17 protein-coding genes and 1 tRNA gene are annotated in these 16596 nt (G+C 70.0%); 15 read left to right on the top strand and 3 right to left on the bottom strand.

Translation table 11 applies throughout. The features are described from left to right. Positions 1–261 precede the first annotated feature (261 nt). Positions 262–1290 (bottom strand): LacI family DNA-binding transcriptional regulator, encoded by a 1029-nt coding sequence (locus ACLQ2N_RS16650; RefSeq protein WP_425813622.1) that lies wholly within the window; start codon positions 1288–1290, stop codon positions 262–264. 221 nt (positions 1291–1511) lie between these two features. Here ACLQ2N_RS16650 and ACLQ2N_RS16645 point away from each other — a divergent pair, with 221 nt between their 5' ends. The 8 genes from ACLQ2N_RS16645 (at position 1512) to ACLQ2N_RS16610 (ending at position 11797) form a co-directional block, all read left to right on the top strand. Next, entirely contained in the window at positions 1512–3248 is a 1737-nt protein-coding gene (locus ACLQ2N_RS16645) for an ABC transporter substrate-binding protein (RefSeq protein WP_425813619.1), read from the top strand. A gap of 131 nt (positions 3249–3379) precedes the next feature. Beyond that, complete coding sequence (locus tag ACLQ2N_RS16640; RefSeq protein WP_425813617.1) at positions 3380–4375, top strand: ABC transporter permease; 996 nt, start codon at positions 3380–3382, stop codon at positions 4373–4375. Continuing rightward, positions 4372–5277 carry an ABC transporter permease gene (locus tag ACLQ2N_RS16635; RefSeq protein WP_425813615.1) on the top strand — a complete coding sequence of 302 codons (906 nt, stop codon included), beginning with the start codon at positions 4372–4374 and terminating at the stop codon, positions 5275–5277. Before ACLQ2N_RS16640 ends, ACLQ2N_RS16635 begins: the two co-directional genes overlap by 4 nt. 36 nt (positions 5278–5313) lie before the next feature. Next, complete coding sequence (locus ACLQ2N_RS16630; RefSeq protein ID WP_425813613.1) at positions 5314–6255, top strand: ABC transporter ATP-binding protein; 942 nt, start codon at positions 5314–5316, stop codon at positions 6253–6255. Further along, the gene (locus ACLQ2N_RS16625; protein WP_425813611.1) at positions 6240–7151 is read left to right on the top strand and encodes an ATP-binding cassette domain-containing protein; all 912 of its coding nucleotides are present in this window, start codon (positions 6240–6242) and stop codon (positions 7149–7151) included. The genes ACLQ2N_RS16630 and ACLQ2N_RS16625 overlap by 16 nt, the downstream gene beginning before the upstream one ends. Further along, entirely contained in the window at positions 7148–9583 is a 2436-nt protein-coding gene (locus ACLQ2N_RS16620) for a beta-mannosidase (RefSeq protein ID WP_425813609.1), read from the top strand. The genes ACLQ2N_RS16625 and ACLQ2N_RS16620 overlap by 4 nt, the downstream gene beginning before the upstream one ends. Positions 9584–9840: 257 nt before the next feature. Further along, a tRNA-Leu gene (locus tag ACLQ2N_RS16615) sits at positions 9841–9923 on the top strand. A 101-nt stretch (positions 9924–10024) separates the two neighbouring features. Further along, on the top strand, positions 10025–11797 hold the full coding sequence (locus ACLQ2N_RS16610) for a tyrosine-type recombinase/integrase (protein WP_425813607.1): 1773 nt from the start codon (positions 10025–10027) through the stop codon (positions 11795–11797). A 55-nt stretch (positions 11798–11852) separates the two neighbouring features. Here the strand turns inward: ACLQ2N_RS16610 and ACLQ2N_RS16605 are convergent, their stop codons facing one another. Continuing rightward, positions 11853–12491, bottom strand: a complete 639-nt coding sequence (locus ACLQ2N_RS16605; RefSeq protein ID WP_425813605.1) for a hypothetical protein — start codon at positions 12489–12491, stop codon at positions 11853–11855. 19 nt (positions 12492–12510) lie between these two features. Beyond that, positions 12511–12978 carry a helix-turn-helix domain-containing protein gene (locus ACLQ2N_RS16600; RefSeq protein ID WP_425813603.1) on the bottom strand — a complete coding sequence of 156 codons (468 nt, stop codon included), beginning with the start codon at positions 12976–12978 and terminating at the stop codon, positions 12511–12513. A 240-nt stretch (positions 12979–13218) separates the two neighbouring features. Here ACLQ2N_RS16600 and ACLQ2N_RS16595 point away from each other — a divergent pair, with 240 nt between their 5' ends. From ACLQ2N_RS16595 to ACLQ2N_RS16565, 7 genes are all read left to right on the top strand, one after another. Then, positions 13219–13440, top strand: a complete 222-nt coding sequence (locus ACLQ2N_RS16595; RefSeq protein WP_425813601.1) for a helix-turn-helix domain-containing protein — start codon at positions 13219–13221, stop codon at positions 13438–13440. Next, positions 13437–13766, top strand: a complete 330-nt coding sequence (locus ACLQ2N_RS16590) for a hypothetical protein (protein WP_425813600.1) — start codon at positions 13437–13439, stop codon at positions 13764–13766. Before ACLQ2N_RS16595 ends, ACLQ2N_RS16590 begins: the two co-directional genes overlap by 4 nt. Positions 13767–13859: 93 nt before the next feature. Further along, the gene (locus ACLQ2N_RS16585; RefSeq protein ID WP_425813599.1) at positions 13860–14198 is read left to right on the top strand and encodes a hypothetical protein; all 339 of its coding nucleotides are present in this window, start codon (positions 13860–13862) and stop codon (positions 14196–14198) included. Next, positions 14198–14413, top strand: a complete 216-nt coding sequence (locus tag ACLQ2N_RS16580) for a hypothetical protein (RefSeq protein WP_425813598.1) — start codon at positions 14198–14200, stop codon at positions 14411–14413. The genes ACLQ2N_RS16585 and ACLQ2N_RS16580 overlap by 1 nt, the downstream gene beginning before the upstream one ends. Beyond that, on the top strand, positions 14410–15291 hold the full coding sequence (locus ACLQ2N_RS16575; protein ID WP_425813596.1) for a hypothetical protein: 882 nt from the start codon (positions 14410–14412) through the stop codon (positions 15289–15291). Before ACLQ2N_RS16580 ends, ACLQ2N_RS16575 begins: the two co-directional genes overlap by 4 nt. A 1-nt stretch (position 15292) precedes the next feature. Further along, positions 15293–15508, top strand: coding sequence for a hypothetical protein (locus ACLQ2N_RS16570; RefSeq protein ID WP_425813594.1), 216 nt, complete (start codon positions 15293–15295; stop codon positions 15506–15508). Then, positions 15505–16596, top strand: coding sequence for a YqaJ viral recombinase family protein (locus tag ACLQ2N_RS16565; protein ID WP_425813592.1), 1092 nt, complete (start codon positions 15505–15507; stop codon positions 16594–16596). Before ACLQ2N_RS16570 ends, ACLQ2N_RS16565 begins: the two co-directional genes overlap by 4 nt.

The following is a 16596-nucleotide window of genomic DNA, read 5'->3' as shown; positions in this document are numbered from 1 at the left end:
CGGTCGTCACTCCCGGTGCCCGTTCCCGGGGCCCTCTTGAGTCGCATGATCGGCCCGCCGGCGTCCTCCTCGGGTATGACATCCGGCTCCGCGCGGCCCAGGGCCTGTCCGGCGGATCATGGCCGGGGTCGCGGCGTCTGGCACTTCCCCAAGCTCTCAGCTTCGTTCGAGCAGGGGAGACCCCATTCAGGACGCTCCGGCGCCTTGCGATGCACCGCACCAGACGCCGCGCCCTCTCCGACCCTGATCCGCCGGACAGGCCTAAGGGGTCTTCCTCGGCGCCCTCGTCGAACCCCGCGGCACCAGCCGGGCCGTCCTGTCCTCGGACCCCGCCGCGCCGCCGTCCGTGATCAGGGACAGCAGCGTCCGGGCCGCGAGGCCCCCGTACGCCGGGATGTCGCGGCTCAGCGCGGTCAGCGGGGGCCGGACGACCCGGGAGAGCTGGGAGTCGTCCCAGGCGACGAGCGAGAGGTCGCCCGGCACGTCGAGCCCCATCTCCTGGGCGACCGAGAGCCCGGCGACGGCCATGATGTCGTTGTCGTACACGATCGCGGTGGGCCGTCCGGGCGAGCTGATCAGGCGGCGCGTGGCGTGCGCTCCGTCGTCGCCGGAGTAGCCCGTGTGCACGACGACCGGCTCGCCGAGGCCCAGTTCGGCGCAGACCTCGCGCTGGGCCCGGTCGCGCAGGGCGGTGTGGTTCAGCTCCGGCATCCCGGCGACCCGGGCGACCGAGCGGTGGCCGAGGGCGGCGAGATACGCGAAGGTGTCGCGGACCGCCGCCGCGTCGTCGGACCACACGGCGGGCAGCGGTCCGGCCGCCGAGGGGTGGCCGATCGCCACGGCGGGCAGGCCGAGTCCGGCGACGCCCTCGATGCGTGGGTCGGCGCCGCGCAGGTCGGTGAGGAAGACGCCGTCCACCCTGCCCTCGCCCCACCAGCGGCGGTAGACCTCCAGCTCCTGGGCCGGGTCCGTGACGACCTGGAGGAGCAGGGCGCAGCCGCGCGGCGAGAGCTCGGACTCGATGCCGCTGATCAGCTCCATGAAGAACGGCTCGACGCCGAGCAGCCGGGCGGGCCGGCACAGCGCGAGGCCCACGGCGTCGGCCCTGGCCCGGGTGAGGGCGCGGGCCGCGCTGTTGGGGCGCCAGCCGATCTCCTGCGCGATGGCCTTGATGGCGGACCGGGTCGCGGGGGAGACGCCCGGCCGGTCGTTCAGCGCGTAGGACACGGCGACCTTGGACACCCCGGCGCGGGCCGCGATGTCGGCGATCGTGGGGCGGTGCTTGGGCATGTGACCTCGCTTAACCGGTTCGTGCAGCGCGCACATCCTAACTGCGAAAGCGGGTGCGTACGGGCTGCTTCGATGACCGCGAACACCCAACTCGCCTGCGTCCTACACGAAATGGGAGCGCTCCCGCACCCTTGACAGGGGCATGAGGCGGCCTTAACTTCACGGCACTTACCCGGTTCAGTAACTCCGCTCGGCAGGGACGGCGGGGAGAAGGAGGGACGATGGGCACGGGATTCCGGGGACGGACCGCGACCACGCTCGCCGTGATCGCACTCGCCGCCACCGCGTGCACGGGGGGCGGCTCATCGGGCGGCTCGGGCGGTTCCGGCGGCGGTGGGGGAGGCGGGGCTCTTCCCCGTAACGAGACGCTCTACACCACGGGCACCCAGTGGGGGCCGCCGGCCAACTACAACCCGCTGCACAACTGGGACCACGCCACCGGCACCAAGGGCCTGGTCTACGAGACCCTGTTCCACTTCGACCCCACCGCGGGCAAGCTGACGCCCTGGCTCGCCGAGTCGGGCAGCTGGACCGGGGACAAGACCTACGAGGTGAAGCTGCGCCCCGGCGTCACGTGGTCGGACGGCAAGCCCCTCACCGCGAAGGACGTCGCCTACTCCTACGAGATCGGGAAGATCGAGGCGTCCGCCTTCCACAGCCTGTGGAGCTGGCTCTCCGGCGCCGAGGCGGTGGACGCCACCACGGTCCGCTTCACCTTCAAGGAGGCCCGCTACCAGGAGTGGGACTTCACGCTCTACGGGCAGCCCATCGTTCCCGAACACATCTGGGGCAAACGCTCCGAGAAGGAGGTCCTGGACGGCGTCAACGACAAGCCCGTCGGCACCGGCGCGTACACGCTCAAGAGCCACACCCAGGACCGGGTCGTCTGGCAGCGCCGCGACGACTGGTGGGGCGTGAAGGCGCTGTCCATGAAGCCCGCGCCCCGCTACATCGTGGACGTCTCCAACCCCAGCAACGAGGTCGTCATCGGCCAGCTCGGCCAGAACCAGCTGGACCTGAGCAACAACTTCCTGCCCGGCGCCGCCTCCCTGGTCAAGAGCAAGAAGGTCGTCTCGTACTACGACGAACCGCCCTACATGCTCTCCGCCAACACCGCCTGGCTGGTGCCCAACACCACGAAGAAGCCGATGGACGACGCCGCCTTCCGCAGGGCGCTCGCCGCCTCCGTGGACACCGGGAAGATCGTCAAGGGCGTGTACGGGGGCCTGGTGAAGGGCGCCGACCCGACCGGGCTGCTCCCGCAGTGGGACAAGTTCATCGACAAGGGCCTCGTCGCGAGCGAGGGCTTCACCTTCGACACCGCCAAGGCCAAGCAGATCCTCGCGGACGCCGGCTACAAGGACACCGACGGCGACGGCCTGGTGGAGAACAAGGACGGCTCGAAGATCAGCCTGAAGCTGGCCGTGCCCACCGGCTGGACCGACTGGATGGAGGCCGCCAAGGTCATCGCCTCGTCGGCCAAGGCCGCCGGCATCAAGATCACCACCGAGTTCCCCGACGCCAACGCCCTCAACGAGCAGCGCGGCAAGGGCAACTTCGACCTCGTCGTCAACAACGAGCGCCAGCTCTCCAGCACCCCGTGGACGTACTACGAGTACATGTTCCAGCTTCCGGTCCAGAAGCAGCAGAACACCGTCAACTTCGGCCGCTACGAGAACGAGGACGCCTGGAAGCTCGTCCAGGAGCTCGGCGCGGTCAAGACGGACGACACCGAGGGAATGAAGAAGGTCATCTCCAAGATCCAGGACATCCAGCTGAAGGAGATGCCCGTCATCCCCCTCTGGTACAACGGCCTGTGGGCCCAGTCCACCACCGGCACCTGGACCAACTGGCCCTCGGACGCGCCCGGAGCGCCCAAGTACGCCCCCGCGATGTGGCGCAACTGGCTGGAGATGGGCGGATTTGAAGCGCTCACCCAGCTGAAGCCCGCCAAGTGACACGGCAGTTCTGAGAGCGGCCGGTCCTCGGGGGCTCTTCCCCCGGCCGGCCGCTCCCTTCCACGACCGCCCCGCCGTGCGTGCCGACCTGACCGCAGCCCGCACGGCGGGGCTCTCTCCGGGGAGCCCTCTTGCGCCGCTACTTCGCCCGCAAACTACTCATCTACGCGCTGACCTTCGTCGTCGCCGTCACCGTCAACTGGATGATCCCGCGCTTCATGCCCGGCGATCCGGTCGCCGCCATGGTGGCCCGCGCCCGGGTCTCGCAGCCCGAGGCCGTCGAGGCCATGCGCGCCTACTACAACAACCTCTTCGGCTTCGACGAGCCCGTCTGGCAGCAGTACCTGCACTTCTGGAGCGCCCTCCTCCAGGGCGACTTCGGCCTGTCCATCTGGGTGTTCCCCAAACCCGTCGCCGACGTCCTGCTCGACGCGCTCCCGTACACCCTCGGGCTGATGATCCCGGCCGTCCTGCTCAGCTGGTTCGTGGGGAACTGGGCCGGGGCGCTCGCCGCGCGCCGCAAGGTGCTCGACAACACCGTGCTCCCGGCCGGCTATCTGCTCACCGCCATGCCCTACATGTGGATCGCCGTCATCCTCGCCTGGGCGCTCGGCTCCAAGGCGGGCTGGTTCCCGCTCTCGGGCGGCTACAGCCTCGACATCCAGCCCAGCTGGTCCTTCGACTTCGCGGCGGACCTCTTCCAGCACTGGGTGCTGCCGTTCCTGTCGCTGTTCCTCGTCGCGCTCGGCGGCTGGGCCATCGGCATGCGCAACATGATCATCTACGAGCTGGAGTCGGACTACTCGAACTACCTCTCGGCCCTCGGCGCACCCCAGCGCCTCATCCGCCGCTACGCCTTCCGCAACGCCGTCCTGCCCCAGATCACCGGACTCGCCCTCCAACTGGGCGTCCTGGTCGCCGGAGCGCTCGTCACGGAGATCGTCTTCGCGTACCCCGGACTCGGCTCGCTCATTCTCGCCGCGATCCAGAACCAGGACTTCTTCCTGCTCCAGGGCGCGTTCCTGTTCATCGTCATCGGCGTCCTGATCGCCAACTTCCTCATCGACATCGTGTACGTCGTCGTCGATCCCCGTACCCGCACCGGCATGGCAGGAGGCCAGTCATGAGCACCGTGCCCGAACCGGCCACCGAGCCCGCCGCGCCCTCCGCTCCCGCCGCCCGGCCCGGCCGCGAGACGCTGCACTACGCCGTCCGCAACCCGAAGCTGCTCATCGGGTTCACCGTCGCCGTGCTGCTCCTGCTCGTCGGGATCATCGGCCCTCCGCTCCTCGACAACGCGGACCCCAACGAATACGTCGGCCCGCAGGCCGCCCCGCCCGACTCCACGTACTGGATGGGCACCACCACCTTCGGGCAGGACGTCTACGCCCAGTTCGTGCACGGGCTGCGCTCGACGTTCCTGGTCGGCGTCGTCGGCGGGGCCATCGCCGCCGTGATCGCCATGCTCGTCGGCTTCCTGGCCGGCTACCGAGGGGGTGCCGTGGACGAGATCCTCAACATGCTGACCAACGTCGTCCTGGTGCTGCCCGCGCTCGCCGTCCTGCTGATCATCAACGCGTACCTCGGGGTGCGCTCGGTGCCCGTGCAGGGCCTGTTCATCGGGCTCACCTCCTGGCCGTGGGCGGCCCGGGCCATCCGGGCGCAGACCTTCTCGCTGCGCACCCGCGAGTTCGTGGACCTCGCCCGGCTCAGCGGGAGCGGCACCTGGCGGATCATCTTCCGCGAGATCGCGCCCAACATGAGCTCGTACCTCTTCATGATGTTCATCCTGCTGTTCGGCGGCTCGGTGCTGGTCGCCTCCTCGCTCGACTTCATCGGGCTCGGCCCCACCGAGGGCGTCTCCCTCGGGCTGATGCTCCAGAGCGCCCAGCAGTGGAGCGCCCTCCAGCTCGGCATGTGGTGGTGGTTCGTTCCGCCCGGTGCCGGGATCACCGCGATCGTCGGAGCGCTGTACGTCGCCAACGTCGGCCTCGACGAGGTCTTCAACCCCAAGCTGCGGGAGGCATGACCATGACCGCGACCGCTCTGAGGGAGGTCTGAGCGCATGACCCTGACCGTGACCGACCTCCGGGTCCACTACCGCACTCTGCGCGGTGAGGTGCGGGCCCTGGACGGCGTCTCCTTCGACCTCGCCGACGGGGAGATCCTGGGCCTCGCCGGTGAGTCCGGGTGCGGCAAGAGCACGCTCGGCAAGTCGCTGATCCGCCTCGACGGCCGGATGCGGCACGCGGGCGGCACCGTCACGCTGGACGGCGACGACGTGCCCGTGGCCGACGACCGGGCGATGAACGCCTTCCGCTTCCACCGGATCTCGCTCGTCCCGCAGTACTCCATGAGCGCCCTCAACCCGACCCGCCGCATCGGCCGCATGATCCGCGAGCTGCTCGCGTCGCGCGGCGCGAGCGTGGACACCGCCGAACTGCACCGCAGGCTCGACCTGGTGGGACTCGACCACGACGTCCTGGACCGCTATCCGATCGAGCTGTCCGGCGGGATGAAGCAGCGCACCGTCATGGTGATCTCCACCCTGCTCGACCCGTCCGTCCTCATCGCCGACGAGGTCACCTCCGCGCTCGACGTCTCCACCCAGCGCGCCGTCGTCGGCGCGCTCACCGGGCTGCGCGACAAGGGCCTGGTCACCAGCATGATCTTCGTGACCCACGACCTCGGGCTCACCTCGCACATCGCGGACTCCATCATGGTCATGTACGCGGGCAAGCTCGCCGAGAAGGCGCCCACGAAGACCCTGACGACCGAGCCCCGCCACCCGTACACCAAGCTCCTGCTCGGCGCGCTCCCCGAAGTCGGGGCCCGGCACGCCGACCGCCCCCTCAAGGGCATCGCCGGCGCCCCGCCCTCGCTCCTGAACCCCCCGGCCGGCTGCCGCTTCCGCGACCGCTGCCCCGTCGCGGACGAGCGCTGCGCCGAGGAGCCCCCGGTCGTCGAGATCGCCCCCCGCCACTCCGTCGCATGCTGGAAGGTCTGATGCTGAGCCTCGACCACGTCACCAAGACCTACCGGGCCGGGGCGTTCGGCGGTGGCTCCGTCACCGCCGTCGACCGGGTCTCCTTCACCGCCGCGCCCGGCGAGGTCGTCTCCCTCATCGGCGAGAGCGGCAGCGGCAAGTCCACCATCGGCCGCATGATCCTCGGCCTCACCGGCGTCAGCTCCGGCACCCTCACCCTGGACGGGCAGCGGGTGCGGCCCGGAAAGGACTTCTACCGCCGCGTCCAGGGCGTCTTCCAGGACCCCTTCTCCTGCTACAACCCCGTCTTCCGCGCCGACCGCGTCTTCGACCTGGTCCGCCGCGCGTACCACCCGGGCGTCCGCGACGCGGAGTGGGCCGACCGCGTCGAGAAGGCGGTACGCGATGTGCGCCTGGACCCGGCGCAGGTCCTCGGCCGCTACCCGCACCAGCTCAGCGGCGGCCAGCTGCAACGCCTGCTCATCGCCCGGGCCCTCCTGCTCGACCTGAGCTTCCTGGTCGCCGACGAGATCACCAGCATGCTCGACGCCTCCACCCGCATCGACGTCCTCAACCTCCTGGCCGGGCTCAAGGAACGCGGCCTCGGCGTCCTCTACATCACGCACGACCTCGCGCTCGGCACGTACCTGGCGGAGAAGACCGTGGTGCTGCGCCGGGGCCGGATCGTCGAGCGCGGCGACACCCGGAAGGTGTTCGGCAACCCGCTCCACCCGTACACCCGCACCCTGCTCGCCGCCGTGCCCCGCCTCAACCAGCCGTGGGACCCGCCGGAGCCCGTGCCGTCGTGTGCCTTCCACGAGGGCGGCGGCAGCGTCACCACCGACCTGTACGAGACCGAACCGGACCACTTCGTCGCCTGCGCCCAGCTCCCCGACTGCGGAAGGACCCGCGCGTGACCCTTCGCCACCTGCCCCTGCACGACGGCTGGACGCTCCACCCGGCCGGACCCGTGCCTTCCGGGCTCCCCACAGGAGGCGTTCCCGATGCCGTTCCCGACGGCATCCCCGCCACCGTCCCCGGCTGCGTCCACACGGACCTGCTGGCCGCCGGGCTCATCGAGGACCCGTACCTGGACGACAACGAGACCCGGCTCGGCTGGATCGGCCGTACCGACTGGACGTACCGCACCACCTTCGACTGGACGCCCGACGGCCACGACCACGCCGCCCTGTGCTTCGACGGCCTCGACACGGTCGCGACGGTCCTGCTCAACGGCAGGGAGATCGGCCGGACGGCGAACCAGCACCGCTCGTACCGCTTTCCCGTACGCACGTTGTTGCACGAGGGCGAGAACACCCTCGACGTGACTTTCACCGCGCCGTACACCTACGCCGAGGAACTCCGCGACCGCCTCGGCGACCGCCCCGGGGCGTACGCAGAGCCGTACGCCTTCATCCGCAAGATGGCCTGCAACTTCGGCTGGGACTGGGGCCCCACGCTGGTCACCTCCGGCATCTGGCGCCCGGTCGCCCTGGAGACGTGGAGCGGTCCGCGCATCGCGTCCGTGAAACTGCTGCCCGACCTGGACCCGGAAGGCGTGCCGTTCCTGACCGCCGAGGTGGAGATCGAGCACGACGGCCTGGAACCGGTCTCGGGCTCGGTCGGGGTGGTCGGCGCGGGGGCCGTGTTCATCCTTGACGAGGACAAGCACCGCGTTGCCCTCAGCCTGTCCGTCCCGCAGGCGGAGCCCTGGTGGCCGCACAGTCACGGCGCACAGCTGCTGTACGACGTGGAGGTGCGCGTGGGCGACCACGTCCGGACGCTCCGCACGGGCTTCCGGGCCGTCGCCCTCGAACAGGAGGCGTTCCGGATCTCGGTGAACGGCGAGCCGGTCTTCGTGCGCGGGGTGAACTGGATCCCCGAGGACTGCTTCCCGTCCCGCCTGACGAGGCAGCAGCTCTCCGACCGCCTCGACCAGGCCGTCGCCGCCCACGTCAACCTGGTCCGCGTGTGGGGCGGCGGGCTCTACGAGAGCGACGACTTCTACGAACTGTGCGACGAGAAGGGGCTCCTGGTCTGGCAGGACTTCCCGTTCGCCTGCGCCGCGTACCCGGAGGAGCAGCCGCTGTGGGACGAGGTGGCGGCCGAGGCGCGCGAGAACGTCACCCGTCTGGCCCCGCACCCCTCCCTCGTCCTGTGGTGCGGAAACAACGAGAACCTGGAGGGCCACGCCGACTGGGGCTGGCAGAAGGAGCTCGGCGACCGCACCTGGGGCCACGGCTACTACCACCGGCTCCTGCCCTCGATCGTCGCCGAGACCGACCCGACCCGCCCGTACTGGCCGGGATCGCCGTACTCCGGCAGCCCCGACATCCACCCGCAGGACCCGGAGCGGGGCACGATCCACATCTGGGACGTGTGGAACCGCGCCGACTACCGGGCGTACGCCGACCGGGTGCCGCGCTTCGTCGCGGAGTTCGGCTTCCAGGGCCCGCCCGCGTACGCCACCCTGCGCCGCGCGGTCAGCGGCCGGCTCACCCCCGGCGCCCCGCTCCTCGCGCACCACCAGAAGGCCGAGGACGGCGACGCGAAGCTGCTGCGCGGCCTGGGCGACCACCTGCCGCAGCCCGGAACGGACTTCGACGACTGGCACTGGCTCACCCAGCTCAACCAGGCCCGCGCCGTCGCGTTCGGCATCCGCCACTTCCGCTCCCACACCCCGTACTGCATGGGCACCATCGTCTGGCAGCTCAACGACTGCTGGCCGGTCGTCTCGTGGTCGGCGGTCGACGGCGACGGCCGCCGCAAGCCGCTCTGGCACGCGCTGCGTTCGGTGTACGAGGACCACCTGATCGCCGTCCGAGACGGCTCCGTCCACCTGGTCAACGACACGCCGACCCCCTGGGCGGGCACCCTCCGCCTGACCCGGCACGCCCTCGACGGCACGGTCCTGGCCGAGGAGGCCCTGCCGGTGACCACGGCCCCCCGCACCACGACGAGCGTCCCGCTGCCCGCCTCGCTCGCGACGCCCGCCGACCCGGCCCGCGAACTCCTGTCCGCCCGCCTGGACGACACCAGGACCCTGCACTTCTGGGAGGAGGACACGCGCCTAGCCCTCCCGCCGGCGCGCTACGGGGTGACGGTGACGGCGGAGGAGGACGCCCCGGTTCCCGCGTACCGCGTCGAGGTGACGGCGAAGGCCCTTCTCCGTGACCTCTGCCTCTTCCCGGACCGCCTCCACCCGGACGCCGAGGCCGACACCATGCTCGTCACGCTCCTCCCCGGGGAGAGCACCACGATCCGGGTCACGGGTGCGGTGCTGGAGGACCCCTCCGCACTGGCGACCCGCCCGGTGCTGCGGTGCGTGAACGACCGGAACGCGACCTAAAATCAGCCATGAGGTGGCGCGCCCCTGGCGGTCGGTGGCGCGCCCCTGGCGAATCGACTGTGTCGGTGCGGCGACTTTCCGTCAATTCGCCCGGCACCCCCGCACTGCCGCCATCTTGCCCGGGCATGTGGGTATGCCTCCGACGTGCGCTGACGGGGACTCAAGAGATCGATAAATAAGACAACATCGAGCCACTGTTCGGCAGATCGCGCCGAGCCCCCCGGATAGGGTCATGTGCCAACGCGGAGCCGCGCCAAGCCCGGATGGTGGAATGCAGACACGGCGAGCTTAAACCTCGCTGCCCCTCGGGGGCGTACCGGTTCGAGTCCGGTTCCGGGCACTTTCGTTGCCAAGTGCCCTCACCTGCGGTGATGGCTGGATTCCCGCGCGTGTTCCTCGATTCGTGGGAACACGACGGGAACACATCGCTACTCTCCGTTCATGGCGAGCGTGCACTCCCGAAAGAACAAGGCTGGCAAGATCACCAGCTACCAGGTCAAATGGCGGCTGGGCGGCGGGCGTGATGCGCCCGTGCAGACAGAACGCTTCGACGACGAGCCGGCCGCCGAGGTGTTCCGCGACGCGGTCAACGAGCACGGTCAGCAGTGGCCCCCCGGCTGGGTGAAGGGGCGCGGGTACATCGACCCAGGCGCCGCCACCGACGAGGAATGCCGCTTCGACCACTTCGCACGAGAATCGATCGCGAACCGGACAGGCATTGAGGAGCGGTACCGGCGCGACTGCTACCGGGACCTGGAGAACTACATCCTCCCGACGTTCGCACACTGCGATGTGCGCTCGACGGAGCATTTTTCGAGCAAGACCATTCGGGCCTGGGTCAACCTGATGGCGCAGACGAAGGTCTGGCGCGGGTCGAAGCACAAGACGATGAGCCCGAAGACGCTGAAGAACCTCCACGGGCTGCTGAGCAGCATCCTGAACGAGGCGGTGCAGCACGAGCCTCCGCTCCGGGCCCGGAACCCCTGTGAGCTGACGCGCCTGCCCCGTACCGACGACGACGGAGTGGCCGACGGTGAGGGCGAGGACATGGAATTCCTCAGTCCGGACGAGGTCGCCGGCCTCGTGTCCTGCCTCAAGCGCGAGAGCGACCGACGGTTCGTGCGGGTTGCGTACGGGACCGGGATGCGGTGGGGCGAGATCACGGCGCTCGCCCGTCGGCATGCGCTGAACCGGGAGCCCGGCCGGTACGCGCTCAAGGTGGCCCGTGCGTGGAAGTTGCACCCGGACACCGGGGCCTACCTGGGGAAGCCCAAGAGCATGCGGTCCCGCCGCACGGTCGAGATCTCCGCCAGTGTCTGGCAGGAGCTCGTCGATCACGGCATTGAGTCGATGGGGAGCAACGCGCTGATCTTCACCGGTGTGGAGGACCGGCGGCTGGTCTACAGCACCTTCTACGACCGGTGGATCTCCGCAGTGCGGGCGGCCAAAGAGCTGGGCCTGCTGCCGGACTGGAAGTTCCCGACGTTCCACGACCTCCGGCACTCCCACGTCGCTGCGCTGCTGTCCGACGGCCACAGCCTGACGTACGTCCAGCGGCGCCTGGGCCACGAGAGCATCAAGACGACCTCCGACCGGTATGGGCATCTGCTGCCGCACGCCCACGCGGCGGCCATGACGACCATCGACAGGTCGCTGGGGTACGGGCAGGACGTCGCGGTGGCGTTCGCCCCGCACGAGCCCGCCAAGGATCCCGCGCGCGGCGTGTTCGTGGCCAGGCTCGGGACGCAGCAGGTCGGATTCTGGAACGTCGAGCACGCCGAGGAGGTCGCGGAGCGCTGGGCGCGGGAGCGCGGCGCTTCGGTCGACGTCCAGCGATGCACCGCGGACTGGTGGGTGCGTACGGCCGGCAACGGGACGCGGGACGTCCGGGACGAGGTCCCCGAGCGGGCTTGGCTGTGGTTTATGGGGCCGGCCGTGTACGGCCCGGACGGGACGGAGTTGGCGAGCTCGGCGGACGTCCACGAGCCGCAGGGGCGTTGGGTGTGGGAGTTCGAGGAGGCGTACACCGACGAGCCGGCGCTGTCGAGGGCGGAGTGGAGGACGGCGCCTCAGGCGGAGACGGAGGCAGCAGCCTGGGGGATGGACCAGGACGCGGTTCGGGCGGCGTACGCGCAGGCCCGTACGGACGCGCTGCGGATCTGCTCGCTCAACCCCGCCCGATCTGGCATCGGAGGGCGTGGGGCGGCGGTCTGACGCCTGATGGAAGGTGCGAGGGCCCGGCATTGCTGCCGGGCCCTTTGCCGTGTGGCTACGCGTGTTCGCCGACGTCGTCGGCTGTCCGGTCGTGCTGAGGCTGGTCGGGTAATTGGTAGATGGGGAGGCGGAGCCGGGAGGGAGGCGGAAGCGGCGGCTTGAAGGCCGGTGGCGTCGGCGTCGGCCGGGATGGGGCAGGCCGCCTACGGCTGAACACATCCGCGCGCTCTTGCAGGGTCTCCCGAATCACCTGGTTGTGGTCATTGGCGAGTTCGTCGTAATCCGCCTGCAACTCCGCTAGCTCGCGCCGGGATGCCGTGAGAGCGAGCAGCGTCTCGCTCAGCCGGTTCGTGAGGTTCAGCATCTGCCAGCTGGCGTGTTCCGACATCCCGGCGAGGCGCTGCTCACGGGCATATAGCTCGGCTGAGCGGCGCTGGTACTCGTCGCCGTACTGGCGGCGCTCCTCGGCGAGAGCGGCGTACTCCGCCCGGGTCCGCGTGTCGTGGCGCACCATCCAGCGCCGGAGGACGGCCAGGGATACGAGCGTGATGCAGAGCCCCGGAAAAAGCCTCACCGCGGTGAGGAGGAGGATGCCTCCGAACGTGCTGGTGTCAACGCCGTGGACGGATGCCACCGTGCAGGCGATGCCGGCTGCTAGTCCGCTTAGCGCGGCGAGTGTCGTTTTTGCCGCCATATGTACATCCCCCTCATGCTCACGCCCTTCCCGTTGAGGCCGCCTTGCGCTCCGTCGCCTCGTGTTGCAGGCGGATCGCTTGCTCGATGTTCCCGAGGAGCATCGGGCGGATCATGGGGTCGGTGATGCCCCATGCGTCTGCTGCTGCCTCTGGGGTCAGCGGTGACTGCGTGGTGACTGAGGGTACATCCGGAACGTCTCGTTCGGCCCAGTCCCCAGTTGAAACGACACCGGCCGCCTGCAAAAGGGTCTGGACCGATGTCCCAACTGCACGGGCGATGTGCTCGAACTGGTTCGGCTTGGGGAGCGTTTTTCCGGTGACCATGCGGCCCACTGCCGAGATGCTCATGCCTGTGTCGGCGGCCAGCCTTCCTCGTCCGCTGCCGCCGGTCTCCATGTCGTAGCCAGCCCTGGTCGCTAGCTCTTTGACCAGCTGGCCGAAGGTCTCGGCGGTTGTCGGTTCTCGTGGCGTGTCCATACTCCGCATGCAGCGGAGGGTAGCGCGCATGCGTGCCCGAGTCAGTAGCGTGCACGCGTGCACTTCTCGCAGGTAGAGGCCCTTTTTCGTCATTTTCGCTGGTGAGGTGCGGGCGCCTACCGGCGCATTCGTGGAATCGGACACGCATCCGTTGCATCTTTCAGATGGTTGCGCGCATGCGTGCACAAAGCTAGGTTGTGCATGCGTGCACGACAGGGCACGCATGCATGCACTTCAGGGAGGTGTGTTATGCCCGAATTCCGTCTGGACGTCGACGCGGTCCGGAGACGGGCAAAGCGTGCCGGTGACCTCACCGACGGCGCCATCGCACGGCGAGTCGGTGTCGAGCGAACCACGATCAGCCGGCTGATGTCCGACCGAACTGCCCCCAGCCTCCGGACGGTCGTCCTGCTCGGCAGGGCGTACTCGGTGACCGTCGAGGACCTTCTGATGGAGGTCGAGGCCGCATGAACGCCCGACCTCACTGCCGGTGCGACACAGTCCGGAACTACAGCTACGACGAAGCGGCCGAGAAGCTGCGCTGCAAGCGCCGGTTCCTCGAGGACCGCATCAGCGACCTGCCGCACCAGAAGCGCGGCGAGTCCGTCAGCTTCTGCGAATGCGAGCTCGCGCTCATCCAGATCAAGACCAGCCGCGTCCCGGCCTGGGTCCTGGAACTGACCGACCAGCCCGGCCCGGCCCCCGCGCCGACCGGTGCGACCCCCGCCGTCACGGCTCTCGCCTCCATCCGCCCTTCGCGGGGCCGGAAGAGGTCGGCCGTAGCCGCAACCGGCTGACGGCGGCGAGGCCGTCCGGACCATGCCCGGTCCCTTGGACGGCCCCGCTCACCAGGCAACAACCTCACGCACTCTGGAATCGAGGTCATCACCTTGGCACGAAACTGTAGCCCTCAGCTCCCCGCCGCAACGGCGCTGGTCGAGCTGCTGGACACTCACCCCGAACTCTGCGCCCTGAACTGGACCGTGGACACGATCGGTGTCCTGCGGGGCGCGCTGACCGGCGACGCCAGTCGCGGCCGGATCATCGACACCTGTGCGGACATCCTCGGCGGCACGCCGGTCCGCGTCCGCGCCGACGAGCACGGCTCCGGCTTCGCCGAGCTGGCCGCCCTCTGGCGCGACGTGAACGTGCAGGTCTGGGTGACCTACTCCGCTCCCGTGCCCCGGCGTCCCCTCGGCACCGTCGCACGGACGGGAGGCGCGCTCTGATGGGTCTCACCATCCTGATCACGCTGATCTCGACGTTCGTCCTCCTGGTCGCGTCGGTCGTGTCGTACCGCGTCACGACGGCCCCGGTAGAGGAAGCGCACGAGATCGACAGCTGCGCGCACTGCGCGGCCGTCCTGCATCACCCCGCCCACCGGGCCACCCGGGCGGCGCTCTCTGCCCGTACCCCGCGTCAGCGTGCGGGGGAGGGCCGATGAAGTCGCGCAGCGTCTACCGGGCGCGGCCCGATCACGCGACGGCCGCAGCCCAGGCCAGGGCCGACCGGGGTGTCTGGGTGCTGGCCGGCGTCTACTCGACGTCCACCGGGGGTGCGAGCGCCGCTCGCCGCATCGCTCAGGCGAAGTACATGACGTCGTACTCGCCGCCCGGGACGTACGAGGCGTACAGCGCCCCGCATGACGAGGGCACCGCGGTCTGGACGCGCTACGTGGCGGGTGCCCCTGCTGTCAAGCCCCGGCCCTCGTCCATGACCTACCGCGTGTGCGACCGGGGCACGGGCTCCGGGTACCAGGGCGTGCGGGTCGTCACCGTCACGGTCGCCCCGGAGTGCCCCCGCTGCGGCGGCCCTCGCGGCGAGGCCAGGCCCCACCGGTTCCACGAGGACGGCGACTGGTACGTCGTGGACCGCTGGAAGAACCCCTGCGGCCACGTCGACAGCTACTCGGCGGTGCTTGCGGAGCACCGCAAGCTCGTCGCCCAGCTCGAAGAGGCGGAGCAGCGCGACGCGATGCGCGTGGTCAAGGCTGGCCCCGCGTCGGCCGGCGAGTTCACCGATGCGGTGCTGCTGCTGAACACCGCGGCGGCCGAGATGCGTGGGCTGCACGCCAAGCAGGCCGCGCAGTTCCTCGACCTGCGCGGCGAGACCGAAGCCGCCCGCCGGGTGCTGGAAGAGCTGAAGGCGCGGCGCGGGCACATGTCGGCACGCCAGGCCGCCCAGTTCCTCACGGAGCTGGCTGCCGCCCGTGAGGCGTGCGACCAGTGCGACAACGGCCGGATCGACTACCGGGGGCGCGACGGAGAGTTCGTCTCGCTGCGCTGCCAGACGTGCCGACGGGATGTGATCCCCGGTGCGTGAGATGCAGAGCTCCATCCGTGAAGTCGCGTTCCTGCGCGTCGCCGCGAGCGATGACCCCGAGTGGTTCCTCCGCGCCATGTCCCTCGCGCTGTCCGTCGAGAGCCGGGGCGCGGACCTTGCCACCGCGGCGTGGACCACTGCGGACCCGGTGCGGGCCGCCGCCGAGATCGAAGCCCTGGCGGGACTGCGCCGCCTCTCCCGTAAGGACCACCGATGACGACGATGATCGACCCCACCCTGTTCGAGACTGAGACTGAGACCGAGACCGATTCCGAGAGCGAGCCGCGCGGCCTGCTCGACGCTCCGACCGCGCGGCTGCTGCTCCCCGCCGACGCTCCCGAGGAGCAGTGGCACGCCACCCGCGCGGCTGGGATCGGCGGCTCGGACGTCGCCGCCATCCTCGGCCTGGACCGATACCGCGGTCCTCGGCACGTCTTCGAGGACAAGCACGGGCGCCCCACCTTCAAGGGCAACGAGGCCGCCGAGATCGGCACGGAGATCGAGGGCTTCATCGCGGGCCTGTTCAGCAAGCGCAGCGGCGTCCCGATCGCGATGCCGCCGGGGACGCTCGTGCACATCGAGCACCCGTGGGCGCGCGTCAACGTCGACCGGTACACGTGCGACGCCGACGGGTCGGTGACCGGGCTGCTGGAGTGCAAGAACCGCTCCGCGTACCAGCTCGATGATTGGGAGGACGGTGTCCCCGACGCCCCCGCGCTCCAGACGCACTGGGGCATGGCCGTGGGCGGCTGGACGCACGGCTACGTGGCTGCGCTCGTCGGCGGGAACCGGTTGCTCTGGCACCGGCTGGAGCGCGACGACGAGATGATCGCCTACCTCCTCGACTTCTGCGGGCGCTGGTTCCAGCGGCACGTGGTCGAGGGGTTCGAGCCCGAGGCCGACGGCCTGGAGGCGACGGCCGAGCTGCTGTCGAAGCTGTGGTCGGTCAAGCCGGAAGCGGTCGCCGAGGTCGACGTGACCAAGGCCAAGGAGCTGCGCGCCAAGGCGCTCGACCTCAAGGCGCGGGCCAAGGGCGTCGCGGAGGAGCTGCGGGCCGTCGAGAACGAGATCCGTTTGCTGACCGGCGAGAACGAGATCGCGCAGGCCGACGGCACGGCCGTCTGGACGTGGAAGGCGAACGGCACGTTCGCCAGCAAGAGGTTCACGGAGGACGAGCCGGATCTGGCCGCCGCGTACACGCACATGGTGCCCGCCCTCGACGTCGACCGGCTCAAGGACGAGCAGCCCGAGAAGTACGCCGCGTACCGCGCCCGCGTCCTACGCATCCCCGCGAAGGGAATCTGA

It is taken from the genome of Streptomyces sp. DT224, from assembly GCF_049844595.1.
GTDB lineage: Bacteria > Actinomycetota > Actinomycetes > Streptomycetales > Streptomycetaceae > Streptomyces.
Note: the sequence above shows the minus strand (reverse complement) of the source record. Positions and strands in the feature narration are given on the sequence as shown.

Excerpts from the sequence above, each read along its gene's own strand:
- ACLQ2N_RS16650 (WP_425813622.1), bottom strand. The coding sequence starts at position 1,290 with ATGCCCAAGCACCGCCCCACGATCGCCGACATCGCGGCCCGCGCCGGG.
- ACLQ2N_RS16645 (WP_425813619.1), top strand. The coding sequence starts at position 1,512 with ATGGGCACGGGATTCCGGGGACGGACCGCGACCACGCTCGCCGTGATC.
- ACLQ2N_RS16635 (WP_425813615.1), top strand. The coding sequence starts at position 4,372 with ATGAGCACCGTGCCCGAACCGGCCACCGAGCCCGCCGCGCCCTCCGCT.
- ACLQ2N_RS16630 (WP_425813613.1), top strand. The coding sequence starts at position 5,314 with ATGACCCTGACCGTGACCGACCTCCGGGTCCACTACCGCACTCTGCGC.
- ACLQ2N_RS16625 (WP_425813611.1), top strand. The coding sequence starts at position 6,240 with ATGCTGGAAGGTCTGATGCTGAGCCTCGACCACGTCACCAAGACCTAC.
- ACLQ2N_RS16610 (WP_425813607.1), top strand. The coding sequence starts at position 10,025 with ATGGCGAGCGTGCACTCCCGAAAGAACAAGGCTGGCAAGATCACCAGC.
- ACLQ2N_RS16605 (WP_425813605.1), bottom strand. The coding sequence starts at position 12,491 with ATGGCGGCAAAAACGACACTCGCCGCGCTAAGCGGACTAGCAGCCGGC.
- ACLQ2N_RS16600 (WP_425813603.1), bottom strand. The coding sequence starts at position 12,978 with ATGCGGAGTATGGACACGCCACGAGAACCGACAACCGCCGAGACCTTC.
- ACLQ2N_RS16595 (WP_425813601.1), top strand. The coding sequence starts at position 13,219 with ATGCCCGAATTCCGTCTGGACGTCGACGCGGTCCGGAGACGGGCAAAG.
- ACLQ2N_RS16590 (WP_425813600.1), top strand. The coding sequence starts at position 13,437 with ATGAACGCCCGACCTCACTGCCGGTGCGACACAGTCCGGAACTACAGC.
- ACLQ2N_RS16580 (WP_425813598.1), top strand. The coding sequence starts at position 14,198 with ATGGGTCTCACCATCCTGATCACGCTGATCTCGACGTTCGTCCTCCTG.
- ACLQ2N_RS16575 (WP_425813596.1), top strand. The coding sequence starts at position 14,410 with ATGAAGTCGCGCAGCGTCTACCGGGCGCGGCCCGATCACGCGACGGCC.
- ACLQ2N_RS16570 (WP_425813594.1), top strand. The coding sequence starts at position 15,293 with ATGCAGAGCTCCATCCGTGAAGTCGCGTTCCTGCGCGTCGCCGCGAGC.
- ACLQ2N_RS16565 (WP_425813592.1), top strand. The coding sequence starts at position 15,505 with ATGACGACGATGATCGACCCCACCCTGTTCGAGACTGAGACTGAGACC.